This is a genomic window from uncultured Roseobacter sp., from assembly GCF_947499265.1.
GTDB lineage: Bacteria > Pseudomonadota > Alphaproteobacteria > Rhodobacterales > Rhodobacteraceae > Roseobacter.
The window spans coordinates 118686-134125 of record NZ_CANMNK010000010.1; the positions used below are offsets into that span (position 1 = coordinate 118686).

Here is a 15440-nt window from a genome sequence, read left to right on the forward strand (position 1 = left end):
GCCGCAGCTATTCGGCGGCTTCGACACTCGAGGTTTCGTCAGGCTGTTCGGGCACGTCGTCCGGCACCGTTGCAGGGCGTCGTTTCTCGATCTCCGCGTTCAATGCGGCCCCTAAGAGCACGAGAAAACTGCTGATCCACAGCCAGATCAGCATCGCGATAACCGCGCCTATAGAACCATAGACTTCGTTGTAATTGCCAAAATGCGCCACGTAGTAGGAAAAGGCGATGGACATCGCCGCCCATGAGCTGCCAGCCATCATCGCACCGGGTGTCAGCCAGCCGATTTTGATGCCCTTGCGGTTGGGCCCAAAACGGTAAAGCAGACCGATCCCGGCAAACACCACGACAATCGCCACCAGCCAGCGCAGCAGTTCGAGCGCCCAGGAGGCAAATGCGCCCAAGGGGAAGAACGACAGCACAATGGGTGTCACCACGATGGTCAGCAAGGACACAACGCCCACGCCCAGAAGGCAAACGGTGAGGAGCAGCGCGCGCAGATAATGCTTGAAACTGGTGCGCCCCTGTCTGTCATAGACAAGGTTCAGACCATGCATCATGGCCCCTACCCCGGCGCGCGCCGACCAGAGTGCGACGCCCAGCGACACCAGACCGGCCCACCCCAGCGTGCCGGAACTGGTGCTGACCAGCCCCACAATCTGTGCGTTGAGAATATCGTAGACGGCATCCGGCATCAGCCCGCGAATTTCTTCGAGCTGCACGATGACAACCGAGGGGTTCGCGACCAGGCTGAGGATGGCGATCAGGGCGGCCAGCGCGGGAAAAACCGATAGCATGGAATAAAAAGCAACCCCGGCCGCGATCAGGCCGAGGTTGTTACTCGAAATCCGGCGCCCTGCAGCAAAGACCGCTGCCCGGGCCGTTTTACTGTTTAAACGTGGTCGTGTTGCCATCCTACACCGATGCGCGGGCCGATTTTGGTCCTGCGACAAACCAGATGACAAATCCGATGATCGGCAGGATCAGAACCAGCAGAATCCAGAGAACTTTGCTCCCATTGGTTGTACCAGATCCTACAATCGACACGATAGCCCAAATGTTCAGGGCGAGAACGATCAACCCGCCAATTCCAGCATATTCAAACATCTTTTTCTCCTTTTCTTGAACTCGACACCCCAACGCGCCGACGCGGCGCAGGGTTCCGATTTAATCTCCGTTTGCGGGCAATTCGTCCCGAACCTGCCCCCAGGCCATCAGCGCAAAGATCGCGGTACCGCCAATGATATTGCCGGCCAGCACGGGCAGGAAAAAACCACCAACTGCCGTCGCCGCCGTGATGTCTCCCATCCAGAGCAGAACCGCCATTTCCACCGATCCCGCAACGATATGGGTGAAATCACCCGCGGCGATGAGCCAGGTAAATGTCAGGATCAAAAAGAACTTGGCACTTTCCGCCTGCGGCAGCATCCACACAATCAGCGCCACGATGACACCTGCAGGGATCGCGCGCCAGAAGGACGCGTAGGCCCCCATGCCGGTGGCGTGATGCGAAAGCTCGACCACAGATACCATCACATCAGGCGCGATCGCCGGGGTGAATACGAAAAGGGCGGCGACGGCGAAAGCGCCAACCACATTGGCCGACATCACAATGGTCCAGAGCCGCAGCATCGATGCGAAGATCCCCCAGCTCCGCTCCACCATCACCGGCAGGACCGTGGTAATCGTGTTTTCCGTGAAAAGCTGCATGCGGCCCATGATCACCGCCAGAAACCCCAGCGAATAGCCCAGGTTCTCGATCAGAAACCGGCTCGGCGTGTCCGGCAGATAGGTGCGAAAGACCGCCTCGCCCAAAACCGACAGGCTGATCATCACGCCGGCGGCAATGCCGGACCAGACCAGCGACCGGTTTGGCCGTGCCATTTCCTCTTCACCTTCGCGGCGGATGACTTCGTAAATCAGTTTGGGTGCAAGGGCTGTGGCCTCCTGCACGGAGGCTTCTTCCTGTTGCTCTTCGTCAATTGCAGTCGTTTTATTCATTGGTCCTCCAAGTCGCGCATCCCTTTCCAGAGCTGCTTGACACTCAACCCCGTTGCGCCTGAATGGGTTCCGACACCATTTGCAGATCGGAATTCCTCATGCCCGCCTTTTCGCCCGACCTGATGTCCGACGTGCGCGCCCGTTTCGCCCATGTCGACAGCTGTCCGTTTCAAGGCCCGCGCATCTTTTTCGAAAACGCAGGCGGCGCGCTGACATTGAATTCAGTGGTAGAAACCTCCGCAACGTTTGCCGCCATTCCGGACAATCAGGGTCGCGACAACCCCGCAGCACATGCCCTGGTTGACCTGATCAATCGCGCCAAGCAGGACATGGCCACGTTTTTCAACCCCAAAGACGGTCAGTTTTTTGTCGGTGAAAGCGGCACGGAGCTGACGTTCCGTCTGATCCGCACCGCCGTGATGGGGGCCGCACCGGGCGGTGCTGTCATCGGCTCGACGGTGGAACATCCCGCGTCGCGCTCCGCCGCCACTCATTGGGCGAAAGCAGCAAACGAAGCATACATCTCCGTGCCGCATGATGATGCCTCAGGATCCGTCAGTGCGGAGGCTTACGCCGCGCATATGAGGCCAGAGGTCCGGGTCGCGACCATCCTGCACACCTCCCCTGTTACCGGGATTGCCAACGATGTGGCGGCCATCGCCGCGACCATCCGACAGAAAGCACCAGAGGCCTACATCATTGTCGATGGCATCCAACATGCCAGCCACGGCCACATCGACATCCGCGCCTATGACATCGATGGCTATGTGGTGTCGCCCTACAAGGTCTTCTCCCGCCATGGCTATGGCGTCGCCTGGGTCTCGGATCGGATGACCGCCCTACCGCTGGAACAGCTGATCAACGGGCCTGCGGACAATTGGGAAATGGGCACGCGCGATACCGGTGCCTATGCGACCTTTTCCGATGTTGTGGCTTATCTCGACTGGCTGGGACACCAGCGAAGCGACAGCACCGACCCCCGCGCCCGGATCGAAGCAGCGGGGGCCGTCATCCACGCCCACGAACAGGCGCTGACCGAAACCATGTTGCATGGCACCGGCAACTTGCCCGGATTGGCCGAGCTGCCCGGCATCACGATCCTCGGCGGCATGGACAATCCCGCGCGCGAAGGTCTGGTCTGTTTCGCACTGCAAGACCTGCCCGCCGCCGACATCGTTGCACACCTCAACGCCCGGGGCATCCGCACCCATGTCCGCAAGGCCGATCACTACTCTGGCAATATTCTGAACCCGCTGGGATTGGACAGCGCCGTGCGGGTCTCATTGTGTCACTATAATAGTGTCGAAGAGGTCAGCGTGTTCCTCGCCGCCATGAAGGAAATCGCCGCCGCCTGATTTCTTCTGGCCAAAAATATCCATTGCGCAACGCGCGCCACCACACACGGCCTTGCCATTCCATCCAACACCCTCAAAACTAGCGCCATGACCACACCCCTGCAAATCGCCATAGACGCCAAACGCGACGACCTGATCGCACTGACCCGTGATCTGATCCGCATCCCGACCCTGAACCCGCCGGGCGAAAACTATCGCGACATCTGCGATTACCTCGACAAGCGCCTGCGCCGCCATGGATTTGAAACGCAGCTGATCCGCGCCAAGGGCACGCCCGGTGACAGCGAAAAATACCCACGCTGGAACATCATCGCACGGCGTGAGGGACGCGGCCCGGGTGACTGCGTGCATTTCAACAGCCACACGGATGTGGTCGAAGTCGGGCGCGGCTGGACCACGGATCCCTTCGGCGGAGAGGTGAAAGACGGCAAGATCTACGGGCGCGGGGCCTGCGACATGAAAGGCGGGCTCGCGGCCTCCATCATCGCAGCGGAAACCTTCATCGAAACGCACCCCGACTTCCTCGGCGCCATCGAAATCTCCGGCACGGCGGATGAGGAATCGGGCGGCTACGGCGGCGTCGCCTATCTGGCCGAACAGGGGTTTTTCAACCCGGACCGCGTGCAGCACGTGATCATCCCTGAACCGCTGAACAAGGACCGCATTTGCCTCGGCCACCGCGGCGGCTGGTGGGCGGAGATCGAAACCAAGGGCGAGATCGCGCATGGCTCCATGCCCTTTCTGGGCGATTGTGCGGTGCGCCATATGGGCGCCGTGCTGACAGAATTCGAGGACAAGCTCTTTCCTGCCATGGCCGCCCGGCGCACTGATATGCCGGTCGTGCCGGAAGGTGCGCGGCACTCCACGATGAACATCAATTCCATCCACGGCGGCCAACCGGAACAGGATGACGATTTCACCGGTCTGCCCGCGCATTGCGTCCCGGACGCCTGCCGGATCGTGATCGACCGACGCTTCTTGATGGAAGAGCCGCTGGATCAGGTCCGCGATGAGGTCACCGCCCTGCTGGAGGGGCTGAAATCCACTCGCGCCGATTTCGACTATGAGCTGACGGAACTGAACTCAGTGTTGCCCTCCATGACCGACCAGGATGCCCCCGTCGTACAAACGGTTGCCCGTGCCATCGAAGACGTGATCGGCCAGCCGCCGCAATACGTGGCGTCACCGGGGACCTATGACCAGAAACACATTGACCGTATTGGCAAATTGAAGAACTGCATCGCCTATGGTCCGGGCATTCTGGAACTTGCGCATAAACCGGATGAATACGTCGGCATTGATGATATGATAGACAGCGCCAAGGTCATGGGCGCGGCCCTGCAATCGCTGATGCTGGCCAAAAACGACTGAAACAAGGGAGCCTTTTCATGAAACATTTCGTCACCCGACTGGCGGCCACAAGCCTGCTGGCCCTCGCGGCAAGCATCGGCACGGCACAGGCCAAATCGGACATCACCGTCGCCGTGCAGCTGGAACCGCCGCACCTCGATCCGACCTCCGCGGCGGCTGGCGCCATCGACACGGTGCTCTACTCCAATGTTTTCGAAGGCCTGACCCGCTTCATGGCCGATGGCTCCATCGTGCCCGGTCTCGCCAAAAGCTGGGAAATCAGCGATGACGGGTTGACCTATACCTTCTCTCTGCAGGAAGGCGTGACCTTCCACGACGGCACCACCATGGACGCGGAGGATGTGAAATTCTCCCTTGATCGGATCCTTGCGGAAGACAGCGCCAATGCGCAAAAGGCGCTTTATGCCGCCATCGCCTCCGTGGAGGTTGTGGACCCGCTGACGGTCAAGCTCACCCTCTCCGAGCCCAACGGCAATATGCTCTTCAACCTCGCTTGGGGGGATGCAGTGATCGTCGCCCCCGAGAGCATCGAAAATATCAAACAAATGCCCATCGGCACCGGCGCGTTCAAATTCGTGGAATGGGTGCAATCCGACCGCATCGAGCTGACCCGCAATGCGGACTACTGGGGCACGCCCGCCGCCCTGGAAGCCGCAACCTTCAAGTTCATCTCTGACCCCACGGCGGCCTTTGCGGCGGTGATGGCCGAGGACGTGGATTACTTCTATGCCTTCCCGGCCCCGGAAAATCTGCCACAGTTCGAAGCCGATCCACGGTTCCAGGTGATCGTCGGCTCGACCGAGGGTGAAACCATCCTGTCGACCAACAACAAGATGCCGCCTTTCGACAATCCACTGGTCCGCCAGGCCGTGGCCCACGCGATTGACCGGCAGGCCATCATCGACGGCGCGATGTTCGGATATGGGACGCCCATCGGCACCCACTTCGCACCGCATAACCCCGCCTACAAAGACCTGACCGGCCAGTCGAACTACGACCCGGAGAAATCCAAAGCACTGCTCGCCGAAGCCGGTCTGGCCGATGGGTTTGAAACCACGCTCTACCTTCCGCCGCCTTCCTATGCCCGTCGTGGCGGCGAGATCATCGCAGCACAACTGGCCGAGGTCGGCATCACCGCCACCATCACCAATGTCGAATGGGCACAATGGCTGGAATCGGTCTTTCGGGGCAAAGACTTTGGGCTTACGATTGTCAGCCACACCGAACCGATGGATATCGGCATCTACGCCAATCCGGACTATTACTTTCAATACGACAACCCGGATTTCCAGGCGCTGATCACAAAACTGAACAGCACCACGGACCCGGAGATGCGGGCACAAATGATGGGTGATGCCCAACAGATGATCGCGGATGATTACGTGAACGGATATCTCTTCCAACTGGCCCAGCTTTCGGTCGCCAAGGCGGATTTGCAGGGTCTTTGGGCCAATGCTCCAACCCAGGCCACCGACCTCACCGGCGTCAGCTGGAGCGAGTGATCAAACAGGCAGGCGCCCGCACCGGGCGTCTGCATTTGTACCAGAATACCCGAGATTTCGACCGACACTGCGGCAACGTGACCGGAAACGGGTCATTTCAGCAATGACGCACCCTGTGTACCATCTTATCAGAACCACTTCCGAGAACATCCCAAACACCCTGGGGGTTTTGAGTGGGTCACAGCCTTCTCCCATGTGCCCACTCAAACGACCCTGCCCATTTTTTGAGCAAAATGGCTTGCAAAATTTCTACCTAAGCGGGTAACATGATGATGCGGATCGACTCCGCACCATACGATGCTGCACCTTTTACCATATGCTAAAAAGCCTGAAAGGAGCCTGCCTTGACTGACCTCACAGAGCGCGCCATCCAACTGGAGAAACAAATCGAAGACGCCTGCCAGAAAGAGCGTTTGGCGCTACAACCTCAATTTGATCGTGTGATCGCAACACTCAAAGCGCGCGGCGAAACCGTTCCCGCCCGTATGCGACGCCTTAACACCACGCTCAAAGAAGAAGCCATCGAAGACCTGTTCGACAACATGCCCGTCTGATCCCTCAAATCTTTCGGGCAGAGCCGGGCGAAACCACAAGCTGCCGAGCGAGAGGAACCGCCCGTTTCAAGGAAACCGATGCCAACCGGCGTCGGTTTTCTTTTTGCCCATCACCAGTGTGCCTGCGATGTAATGCGGCCCACCGCTGCGCTACGGCTCGCCAGAAGCTGCACGCGGTCCTTGATCACATCCCGCACGGGCCCGTCACGCGGCGCATCGCGCAGGGTCGTGAACCAATGCTCGGGCGGGTTCTTGCCCCGCCGGTTGCCCTCAAAGGTCAAGGCGCGCAAGACGGCCTCCGCCGCGCCCGGCAGACGGTCTGGAATATCAAACCCGTTGAGGGTGGCCCAAACACCGGTCCAGAGCCGCCCAACCGACCACGGGTTGTACCCGCCCCCGCCCAGCACCAACAACCGCGGGGCCACACCCATCAGCGCACGCAGCACCGCCCAATGCGCGTTGTTGGACAGGCTGAGGTGCGCCAGCGGGTCCTCCTCCACACCATCCGCACCACAAAGCAATACGATGGCGTCTGGTCGAAACCCGGTCACCTTCGGGACAATCAGCGCCTCACGGATGAACGCCATCTCGCTGTCATTCAACCCCCGGGGCACTGGCAGGTTCACCGCCGCACCACCGGCATCATCCTCAATCGGTCCAGTGCGCGGCCACAGCCCTTCTTCATGCACCGAGATCATCAGGCACTCCGGGTCACCGTGGAAGCCGACAGCCACGCCGTCGCAATGGTGCGCGTCAATATCCACATAGGCGATGCGCCGGACCCCATTGCGGCGCAGGCTGAGCATGGCCAGCACCGGATCGTTCAGATAGCAAAATCCGTTGGCGCGATCTGGCATCCCGTGATGCGTGCCGCCGGGGGGGTTGTAGATCACCCCACCCTCGCGCAGCAATTCCCCGGCCAGCAGCGACCCACCCGCCGCAGTGGCCGGGCGGCGGAAAATCTCCGGATAGACGGGGTTTGTGACCGATCCCAGATGATGCCGCGCGGTGTCTTCGGCGATCACGGTCTGCGCGACCTCGACCCGTTGCAGGGCGGCGATGTAGTCGGGGGTATGCCACGCCGTCAGCGCCTTCGGCTTGGCGCGTGGCGCGGTGATGAACTGCGCTGAAGGCAGCCACCCCATGGCACGCGACAAATCCATGACCGTACTCACCCGCGGCACCCGCAACGGATGCCAGCGCCCATAGCTGGAATGGCGGAAAATTTCCGCGCCGATAAAGCGTGGCTTGTCCATGGCACCAGACCTAGACCATTGGCCCGCCGCAACAACCCCTCTGGACCATGCCAGACCCACCGCCTAACCTCGCCGCAATGCTGCGCTATGTGCTCAAACGCCTCGCTTCTCTTGTTCTCAGCCTCGCTGTTGCGTCGCTGATCATTTTTACCGTGATCGAGATCGCCCCGGGCGATCCGGCGTCCTTCATGCTGGGGATCAACGCACAGCCCGAAACACTGGCCGCGCTGCGGGCGGAACTGGGTCTGGATGTGCCCAAGATCCAGCGATATTTTACCTGGGTCACCGGCATGCTGACGGGGGATTTTGGCACCTCCTACACCTACCGCACGCCGGTGACCGAAATGGTGGCGGCGCGCATTGGCGTCTCGATCCCCCTGGCGCTTTATGCGCTGACCCTCTCGGTTGTCATCGCCTTTCCCGCAGGTCTCTATGCCGCGTCCCGCCGCGGCCGCGCGGGGGACCTGGGCGTCACCGGGGCCACGCAGCTGGGCGTTGCGGTCCCCAATTTCTGGTTTGCGATGATGCTGGTGCTGATCTTTGCAATCCAGCTGCGCTGGTTCTCAGCGGGTGGTTTTCCGGGCTGGGATGAGGGGGGCTTTGCCGCGCTCAAATCCCTGACCCTGCCTGCCATCGCCCTTGCCCTGCCGCAGGCCGCGATCCTCACGCGGGTGATGCGTTCCGCGCTGCTGGACGTGCTGGGCGAGGATTTCATGCGCACCGCCCGAGCCAAAGGCCTCACCGCGCGCCAGACGCTCTGGCGGCACGGGCTGCGCAATGCGCTGATCCCCGTGCTCACCATCATCGGTTTGCAATTTTCTTTCCTCTTCGCCGGCACCATCATCATCGAGCAGGTCTTTTACCTGCCGGGCCTGGGGCGGTTGATTTTCCAGTCCATCTCCGCGCGCGACCTGATCGTCGTGGAATCCGTGGTGATGCTGGTGGTCTTTGGTGTCATCGTGATCAACTTTCTGGTCGATCTTGCCTATGCGGCGGTGGACCCGCGTCTAAGGGCGCGGACATGAGCAAGACGCTGATCCTTGGGGCCCTCCTGTCCGCTGTGTTCATCGCGCTGGCGCTGCTCTCGCTGATCTGGACCCCCTTCGATCACACCGCGCTCAACATCCCCGACAAGCTGCAAACGCCGGGGGGGGCCCATGTCCTCGGCACCGATCATCTGGGGCGCGATATTTTCAGCATGATCATGGTCGGCGCGCGCACCTCGATCGGCGTGGCGCTTGTGGCTCTGGTCGTCGGGCTGAGCTTTGGCGTTCCCCTTGGGCTGGCCGCCGCAGTGCACAAGGGCAGCTGGCTCGATGAGTTCATCATGCGCGGCAATGACATCGTCTTTGCCTTTCCGCTGCTGGTCATGGCCATTCTGATCACGGCCGTCTTTGGCCCCTCGGCCGTCAATGCCATCATCGCCTTTGGCATCTTCAACATCCCCGTCTTTGCGCGCGTGACCCGTGGCGGCGCGCTGCCCCTATGGGAGCGGGAATTCATCCTCGCCGCCCGTGTGGCGGGCAAAAGCCGCGCCCATATTTCCGTCGAACACATCCTGCCCAATGTTCTGAACCTGCTGATCGTGCAGGGCACCATTCAATTTGCGTTGGGCATTCAGGTAGAGGCAGCACTTTCTTTTGTGGGGTTGGGCGTGCAGCCCCCCACCCCGTCGCTGGGGCGGATGCTGGCGGATGCGCAGACCATGGTGGGATTTGCCCCGCATCTGGCCATTTTCCCCGGCCTTGCGATCATCCTGATCGTGCTGGGGCTGAACCTGCTGGGCGACGGGTTGCGCGATGCGCTTGATCCCCGGTTGCAACGGGTGCGCACGTGAGCCTGCTGGAGATCCGGAACCTGTCGCTCAACATCCATGCGATGCCCATTCTCAAGGATGTCACCCTCTCCGTGGCCCCCGGCGAAATCCTGGCAATCACCGGCGAGAGCGGCTCCGGGAAATCGATGACGGCACTGGCGATCATGCAGCTGTTGCCTCGTGGCGCAGAAACCAGCGGCGAAATCACGCTGGCCGGGACAGAGCTGACCACCCTGCCAGAGGCCGAGATGTGCGACCTTCGTGGCAACGACATTGGAATGATCTTTCAGGAACCAATGACCGCGCTCAATCCAGTACACACCATCGGGCGGCAAGTGGCCGAAACCATCCGCATCCACACCAATACCTCGCAGGCCGAGGCCGAAACCCGGGCGACGGAAGTGCTCACCCGCGTCGGCCTGCCGCCCGACCGCTTTCCGCTCAGCCGATATCCGCATGAACTCTCCGGCGGGCAGCGCCAGCGCGTGGTGATCGCCATGGCCATCGCTCTGCGTCCCAAAATGCTGATTGCGGATGAGCCGACCACCGCGCTCGACGTCACGACACAGGCGCAAATCCTTGACCTGCTCAAAGGGTTGGTGGCCGATTTCCGCATGGGGCTGGTGATGATCACCCATGACCTCGCCGTTGTCGCGGATATGGCGGACCGGATCGCCGTCATGCGCCATGGCGAAGTGGTCGAAACCGGGCCGACGGCTGATCTGCTGGCCCATATGCGCCATCCCTATACGCGCATGCTGTTTGAGGCCTCCACGCACCGGGTCGATCTGCCCGCCGCACCCGCACCGCAGCCGTTGTTGCAGGTGGCAGACCTGCACCGCAGCTACCGGCTGCCCCGGCGCAAACTCTTTGCGGCCCCCGGACACTTCGATGCCGTAAAGGGGGTCTCCTTCACGCTCATGCGGGGCGAACGGCTCGGGCTTGTCGGCGAAAGCGGCTGTGGAAAATCCACGCTGACCCGCGCCATCCTGGGGTTGGAAGAGCCGCAATCCGGCACCATCACGCTGGGCGGCGCGCCGGTCACAACCCAGGGTCGCCCCAACCTTGAGGTGCGGCGCCGCATGCAGGTGGTGTTTCAGGACCCTTTCGGCAGTTTCAACCCGCGCCACCGGGTCGCGCGCCTGATCACCGAACCTTTCCACTTGCTGAGCGATCCGCCACAGGGGGCCCCGCGCAAAACGGCCATCGCCGAGGCCCTTACCGCGGTCGGGCTGAAACCCGAGGACGCCACCCGTTACATCCACGAGTTTTCCGGCGGCCAGCGTCAACGCATCGCCATTGCGCGCGCCTTGATCATCCGCCCCGAACTCATCCTGTTTGACGAAGCCGTTTCCGCGCTCGACGTCTCTGTTCGGGCGCAAATTCTCGACCTGCTGGCAGACCTCTGCCGCGCCTATGGGCTGACCTATCTCTTTGTTTCCCACGACCTCAGTGTCGTACGCTCCGTGACCGACCGGGTCATGGTGATGCAAGCTGGCGAGATCGTCGAAGAAGGCAATACGGAACAGATATTTACCAACCCTCAACATCCCTATACGAAAAAGCTGATCGCAGCGGCCCCAACGTTGCCAGATGTGTCGATCCTGCAAAGGCAAGCACCCCATGACTGAGATCACGCTGAAGCCGATCAACAAGGCCGATCATGCCGAAGATGCGCTCGACCTCGCAGAGCGGGCGGCGGATTACGTGACGCTGGAAATTGGCCGGGCGCCGGACATGGACTACATCAACGAGTTTTTCGAAGCGGTACCCCCGGGGCTGACCACGGACAATCTCTATGCCTTTGCCGTGATGCAAGAGACGGCGATGCTGGGCATGGTCTGCGTCGCTGAAGGATACGAGCTGCCCACCGACTGGTGGATTGGGCTGATGCTGCTGGATCCTGCGTTTCGCGGGCGCGGTACCGGACGCGCTGTGCTACACTTGCTCAGGAAGAGAGCCCGCAGGGCGGGGGCGACCATGCTGAAACTATCGGTTTTGGAGGCCAACCCCCGTGCCGTGACGTTTTGGACGCGTGAAGGCTTTGTGCCCCATCGATACGCCCCGGCAACGCCGGAGAGTGACGGGCACAACCGGTGGGTTCTGAAACACCAGCTGTAGGGAGAGACCGAGATGCGACTGACAGGAAAAACCGCCATTGTAACAGGTGGCGCGTCGGGTTTCGGGGCGGGTATCGTGCGCAAATTCACCTCCGAAGGCGCGCGCGTGATGATCGCGGACATCAATCACTCTGCCGCTCAGGATCTGGCCGATCAGATGGGCGATCATGCCCTGGCCTGCGCGGTGGACGTGGCCGACGGCGCCTCCGTTTCTGCCATGGCTCGGGCGGCCATCGAGGCCTGGACCCACGTGGATATCCTTGTGAACAACGCCGGCATCACGCATTTGCCGCAAGCTTTGGAAGAGGTGACAGAAGACGATTTCGACCGGGTTATGGCCGTGAACATGAAATCGGTCTATCTGACCGCCCGCGCCTTGGTGCCGCATATGAAAAGCCGCGGCGCCGGGTGCATTCTGAACATCGCCTCCACCGCCGGTGTCTCCCCCCGCCCCCGCCTCAATTGGTACAACGCCTCCAAAGGCTGGATGATCACCGCGACCAAAGCGATGGCGGTTGAACTGGCGCCCACGGGCATCCGCGTCAACGCCCTGAACCCGGTGGCGGGCGAAACCCCGCTGCTGAAATCCTTCATGGGCGAGGACACGCCAGAGATGCGCGCCAAATTCCTCGCCACCATCCCCTTGGGCCGGTTTTCAACGCCGCAGGACATGGGCAATGCCGCTTGCTTTCTGTGCTCGGATGAGGCTTCCATGATCACCGGGGTGGCGATGGAAATCGACGGAGGGCGCTGTATATGAAGACGATCAATCTGGCGGAAAAGCTCGGGCAGTTCACCAGCCACTGGGATCCGCATGTGATCGCTGACTACAACGACAATGAGGTGATGGTTGTCCGCTTTCAGGGCGAATTTCCGTTCCACCTGCACGAAGAGACCGATGATTTTTTTCTCGTGCTGGAGGGCGACATGATCATGGATATCGAAGATCGCTCTCACCCTGTCGCCGCCGGTGAACTCTTCATCGTGCCTAAGGGGGTCACTCACCGTCCGCGCGCGGTCACCGAATGCAAGGTTCTGCTGATCGAACCCAAGGGCGAGCCCAACACCGGCGATCCCGCCACGGCCGCCCCAAAACCACGCATCTAAGATGCTTCTTCTGGCCCGAAATATCCCCGCCGGAGGCATAAGTCTCTTGTGGCCAGACGCCTGCCTCTCATGACGCCAGGCCCGCGCAACCTGATCACCGATGTCCCTGGAATCAAAGTCGGTAACGCACAGGATGATCGTCTGAAATCCGGTTGCACGGTGCTGACAGCGGACACACCATTTGTGGCCTCGGTGCACGTCATGGGGGGGGCGCCAGGCACCCGCGAAACCGATTTATTGGCCCCCGACAAGACCGTCTCGGAAGTGGACGCGCTGGTGCTGGCGGGCGGGTCGGCCTTTGGTCTCGACGCTTGCTCCGGCGTCGTAGATGCTCTACGCGCAAGGCAGCGCGGGTACAGGGTTGGACCCGCAATTGTCCCGATTGTGCCCGGTGCGATCCTCTTTGACCTTCTGAGCGGCGGCGACAAAAACTGGACCGAAAATCCTTATCGTGCCCTAGGTCGATCGGCCTTTGAGGCCGCGAGCACAACCTTCGATCTGGGCACGGCGGGCGCAGGTACGGGGGCGCTTTCGGCGATGCTGAAAGGCGGGCTTGGCTCGGCATCGCTACAACTGGAGGATGGCACAATGGTGGGCGCGCTGGCGGCGGCCAATCCCATGGGGTCCGTCACCACCCCGGGCGACCGGTACTTCCACGCCGCACCCTTTGAAATTGACGCCGAATTCGGCGGATTGGGGCCTGATCCTGCCACCGGGCAAGGGCGCGACCTGACCAGCCGAAAACGCGCGCTGGTCTCCGATCAATCGAATACAACCATCGCCATTGTCGCCACGGATGCCCGGCTGAGCAAAGCGCAGTGCCACCGGGTCGCGGTCACCGCCCATGACGGCATCGCGCGCGCCTGTGTGCCCGCGCATAGTCCCGGTGACGGTGATCTGGTCTTTGCCCTCTCCACCGGCACCGCGCCGGACGGCAATCCGGGTCTGATCGGCCATGCTGCGGCACTCTGCCTGACCCGCGCGATTGCCCGCGCGATCTATGAGGCGACCCCGGACCCCAGCGATTTGCTGCCCAGCTGGCGGAGCCAGAATGCCTGACCTCGCTCTGCCCGACGTTTCTCTGCACTACGAGGTTTCCGGCACCGGCCCGCCGCTTTTGATGCTCGCAGGTATGTTGTCAGACAGCGCGAGCTGGGAACCGCTGCTGCCTTTTCTCGGCGCAGATTTCACGCTCATTCGCCCAGACAACCGCACCACGGGGCGCACAACCCCCGCTGATGCGCCCGCCTCCCCTACGATCTGGGCACAGGATGCCCTGGCTTTGCTGGATCACCTCGGGCATTCGAAAGTCCATGTGCTGGGTCATTCGCTGGGCGGCAACATCGGCTGGGTTTTGACCAGAATGGCGCCGACACGCGTGGCCAGCTACACCATGCTGGCCTCGGCCCCGCTCAACCTGCGCCGCAATGTCGAGCTCTTCCGAACCCTGATCGCCATCCGCCGGTCTGACGCACCGCCCGACGCCTGGCTCCGCGTATTTTTCCCATGGATTTTTGCGCCACAAACCTATGAAGTTCCCGGCGCGATCGATGCGGCCGTGGCACAGGCACTGGCCTATCCGCACCCGCAATCCGTGGAGGCGATGGCGCATCAACTGGAAGCCGTTCTGAGCGCAGCCCCTGCCCCGTTTCAAACTGAGCCGGATGTCCCAACGCTGGCGCTTCTGGCGGAGGACGACCTGCTCATTCCCTTTAAAGCCGCCAAAGACGCCTTGAGCGGTATTGAACATCGGGTCATTTCCGGCAGTGGGCACGCTGTGCATTGGGAGGCCCCTGAAAAGGTCGCCCAGCACATACGCGACTTCGCCTTGCAGCACGACATCTGAAGCGCGGCGTCAGTCGCGCACGCTCCGCGCGCTGTGGAAATCAATGACTTTGCGGTCCTGTTGCAGGGCACCCAGAACCATCGCGACGATCCCTTCGGCGTCGACACCGGCGTCGCGATACATCTCCACCGGCGCTGCCTGATCAACGAACCGGTCCGGCAGGCACAGTGTCCGCACCCGGCAGCCGTGATCCAGCAATCCATGGGCCGCCATTTCCTGCAGCACCGACGCGCCGAACCCGCCTCTGGCCCCCTGTTCGACCGTGATCACCGCGCTGTGGGTTTCCGCAAGCTGCGTGATGAGTGCCATGTCCAGCGGTTTGGCAAAACGTGCATCGGCGATGGTGGCATTGATGCCTTCACCCGCCAGCATCGTCGCGGCGGCCTCGCATTCCCCCAGAAGGGTGCCGAGCGATAGCAGAGCGACATCGCCCTCTCCTTCGCGAATGATCCGGCCCTTGCCGATCTCCAACACCTCGCCGCGCTCGGGCAAGGCCACGCCTGTGCCATTGCC

Annotated in this window: 17 protein-coding genes; 12 read left to right on the plus strand and 5 right to left on the minus strand. The window is 61.6% G+C overall.

Annotated features, from left to right (window positions below):
- Positions 1 to 7: 7 nt before the first annotated feature.
- From Q1A63_RS22995 to Q1A63_RS23005, 3 genes are read right to left on the minus strand one after another with little or no spacing between them, the layout of a single operon-like run.
- Positions 8 to 913: a YihY/virulence factor BrkB family protein gene (locus Q1A63_RS22995; RefSeq protein WP_298975441.1), complete on the minus strand. Its 906-nt coding sequence runs from the start codon at positions 911 to 913 to the stop codon at positions 8 to 10.
- A 1-nt stretch (position 914) separates the two neighbouring features.
- On the minus strand, positions 915 to 1106 hold the full coding sequence (locus Q1A63_RS23000; RefSeq protein ID WP_298975443.1) for a PLDc N-terminal domain-containing protein: 192 nt from the start codon (positions 1104 to 1106) through the stop codon (positions 915 to 917).
- Between the two features lie 60 nt (positions 1107 to 1166).
- Positions 1167 to 2000 (minus strand): formate/nitrite transporter family protein, encoded by an 834-nt coding sequence (locus Q1A63_RS23005; RefSeq protein WP_298975445.1) that lies wholly within the window; start codon positions 1998 to 2000, stop codon positions 1167 to 1169.
- Between the two features lie 98 nt (positions 2001 to 2098).
- Here Q1A63_RS23005 and Q1A63_RS23010 point away from each other — a divergent pair, with 98 nt between their 5' ends.
- The 4 genes from Q1A63_RS23010 (at position 2099) to Q1A63_RS23025 (ending at position 6782) form a co-directional block, all read left to right on the plus strand.
- On the plus strand, positions 2099 to 3355 hold the full coding sequence (locus Q1A63_RS23010) for an aminotransferase class V-fold PLP-dependent enzyme (protein ID WP_299632561.1): 1257 nt from the start codon (positions 2099 to 2101) through the stop codon (positions 3353 to 3355).
- A gap of 87 nt (positions 3356 to 3442) precedes the next feature.
- Complete coding sequence (locus Q1A63_RS23015) at positions 3443 to 4726, plus strand: acetylornithine deacetylase/succinyl-diaminopimelate desuccinylase family protein (RefSeq protein WP_298975448.1); 1284 nt, start codon at positions 3443 to 3445, stop codon at positions 4724 to 4726.
- A 17-nt stretch (positions 4727 to 4743) separates the two neighbouring features.
- Positions 4744 to 6228: an ABC transporter substrate-binding protein gene (locus Q1A63_RS23020; RefSeq protein ID WP_298975451.1), complete on the plus strand. Its 1485-nt coding sequence runs from the start codon at positions 4744 to 4746 to the stop codon at positions 6226 to 6228.
- Positions 6229 to 6572: 344 nt separating this feature from the next.
- Positions 6573 to 6782: a hypothetical protein gene (locus Q1A63_RS23025; RefSeq protein WP_298975452.1), complete on the plus strand. Its 210-nt coding sequence runs from the start codon at positions 6573 to 6575 to the stop codon at positions 6780 to 6782.
- 110 nt (positions 6783 to 6892) lie between these two features.
- Here the strand turns inward: Q1A63_RS23025 and Q1A63_RS23030 are convergent, their stop codons facing one another.
- Positions 6893 to 8038: an acetoin utilization protein AcuC gene (locus Q1A63_RS23030; protein ID WP_298975453.1), complete on the minus strand. Its 1146-nt coding sequence runs from the start codon at positions 8036 to 8038 to the stop codon at positions 6893 to 6895.
- 77 nt (positions 8039 to 8115) lie between these two features.
- Between Q1A63_RS23030 and Q1A63_RS23035 the strand changes: the two genes are divergently transcribed.
- The 8 genes from Q1A63_RS23035 to Q1A63_RS23070 all read left to right on the plus strand — a co-directional run bounded on the left by Q1A63_RS23035 (position 8116) and on the right by Q1A63_RS23070 (position 14927).
- A complete protein-coding gene (locus Q1A63_RS23035; protein WP_299632563.1) occupies positions 8116 to 9063 on the plus strand; it encodes an ABC transporter permease in 948 nt (315 codons plus the stop codon).
- Positions 9060 to 9875: an ABC transporter permease gene (locus Q1A63_RS23040; RefSeq protein ID WP_299632543.1), complete on the plus strand. Its 816-nt coding sequence runs from the start codon at positions 9060 to 9062 to the stop codon at positions 9873 to 9875. The genes Q1A63_RS23035 and Q1A63_RS23040 overlap by 4 nt, the downstream gene beginning before the upstream one ends.
- Positions 9872 to 11485, plus strand: a complete 1614-nt coding sequence (locus Q1A63_RS23045) for a dipeptide ABC transporter ATP-binding protein (protein WP_299632545.1) — start codon at positions 9872 to 9874, stop codon at positions 11483 to 11485. The genes Q1A63_RS23040 and Q1A63_RS23045 overlap by 4 nt, the downstream gene beginning before the upstream one ends.
- On the plus strand, positions 11478 to 11975 hold the full coding sequence (locus tag Q1A63_RS23050) for a GNAT family N-acetyltransferase (protein ID WP_298975289.1): 498 nt from the start codon (positions 11478 to 11480) through the stop codon (positions 11973 to 11975). The genes Q1A63_RS23045 and Q1A63_RS23050 overlap by 8 nt, the downstream gene beginning before the upstream one ends.
- A 12-nt stretch (positions 11976 to 11987) precedes the next feature.
- Entirely contained in the window at positions 11988 to 12734 is a 747-nt protein-coding gene (locus Q1A63_RS23055) for an SDR family oxidoreductase (RefSeq protein ID WP_299632547.1), read from the plus strand.
- The gene (locus Q1A63_RS23060) at positions 12731 to 13081 is read left to right on the plus strand and encodes a cupin domain-containing protein (RefSeq protein ID WP_299632549.1); all 351 of its coding nucleotides are present in this window, start codon (positions 12731 to 12733) and stop codon (positions 13079 to 13081) included. The genes Q1A63_RS23055 and Q1A63_RS23060 overlap by 4 nt, the downstream gene beginning before the upstream one ends.
- Positions 13082 to 13150: 69 nt before the next feature.
- Positions 13151 to 14140, plus strand: coding sequence for a P1 family peptidase (locus Q1A63_RS23065; RefSeq protein WP_299632552.1), 990 nt, complete (start codon positions 13151 to 13153; stop codon positions 14138 to 14140).
- Entirely contained in the window at positions 14133 to 14927 is a 795-nt protein-coding gene (locus Q1A63_RS23070) for an alpha/beta hydrolase (protein WP_299632554.1), read from the plus strand. Before Q1A63_RS23065 ends, Q1A63_RS23070 begins: the two co-directional genes overlap by 8 nt.
- Before the next feature lie 9 nt (positions 14928 to 14936).
- On the opposite strand, the gene Q1A63_RS23075 is transcribed toward Q1A63_RS23070, so the two are convergent.
- Positions 14937 to 15440 (minus strand): transketolase C-terminal domain-containing protein (locus tag Q1A63_RS23075; RefSeq protein ID WP_299632556.1); only part of this gene is annotated, 504 nt, incomplete at its 5' end.

What these genes read in the sequence shown, in the direction of transcription:
- Q1A63_RS23035 (WP_299632563.1), top strand. Translation starts at nt 8,116, where the DNA reads ATGCTGCGCTATGTGCTCAAACGCCTCGCTTCTCTTGTTCTCAGCCTC.
- Q1A63_RS23005 (WP_298975445.1), bottom strand. Translation starts at nt 2,000, where the DNA reads ATGAATAAAACGACTGCAATTGACGAAGAGCAACAGGAAGAAGCCTCC.
- Q1A63_RS23065 (WP_299632552.1), top strand. Translation starts at nt 13,151, where the DNA reads ATGACGCCAGGCCCGCGCAACCTGATCACCGATGTCCCTGGAATCAAA.
- Q1A63_RS23050 (WP_298975289.1), top strand. Translation starts at nt 11,478, where the DNA reads ATGACTGAGATCACGCTGAAGCCGATCAACAAGGCCGATCATGCCGAA.
- Q1A63_RS23040 (WP_299632543.1), top strand. Translation starts at nt 9,060, where the DNA reads ATGAGCAAGACGCTGATCCTTGGGGCCCTCCTGTCCGCTGTGTTCATC.
- Q1A63_RS22995 (WP_298975441.1), bottom strand. Translation starts at nt 913, where the DNA reads ATGGCAACACGACCACGTTTAAACAGTAAAACGGCCCGGGCAGCGGTC.
- Q1A63_RS23010 (WP_299632561.1), top strand. Translation starts at nt 2,099, where the DNA reads ATGCCCGCCTTTTCGCCCGACCTGATGTCCGACGTGCGCGCCCGTTTC.
- Q1A63_RS23070 (WP_299632554.1), top strand. Translation starts at nt 14,133, where the DNA reads ATGCCTGACCTCGCTCTGCCCGACGTTTCTCTGCACTACGAGGTTTCC.
- Q1A63_RS23020 (WP_298975451.1), top strand. Translation starts at nt 4,744, where the DNA reads ATGAAACATTTCGTCACCCGACTGGCGGCCACAAGCCTGCTGGCCCTC.
- Q1A63_RS23060 (WP_299632549.1), top strand. Translation starts at nt 12,731, where the DNA reads ATGAAGACGATCAATCTGGCGGAAAAGCTCGGGCAGTTCACCAGCCAC.
- Q1A63_RS23000 (WP_298975443.1), bottom strand. Translation starts at nt 1,106, where the DNA reads ATGTTTGAATATGCTGGAATTGGCGGGTTGATCGTTCTCGCCCTGAAC.
- Q1A63_RS23030 (WP_298975453.1), bottom strand. Translation starts at nt 8,038, where the DNA reads ATGGACAAGCCACGCTTTATCGGCGCGGAAATTTTCCGCCATTCCAGC.
- Q1A63_RS23055 (WP_299632547.1), top strand. Translation starts at nt 11,988, where the DNA reads ATGCGACTGACAGGAAAAACCGCCATTGTAACAGGTGGCGCGTCGGGT.
- Q1A63_RS23015 (WP_298975448.1), top strand. Translation starts at nt 3,443, where the DNA reads ATGACCACACCCCTGCAAATCGCCATAGACGCCAAACGCGACGACCTG.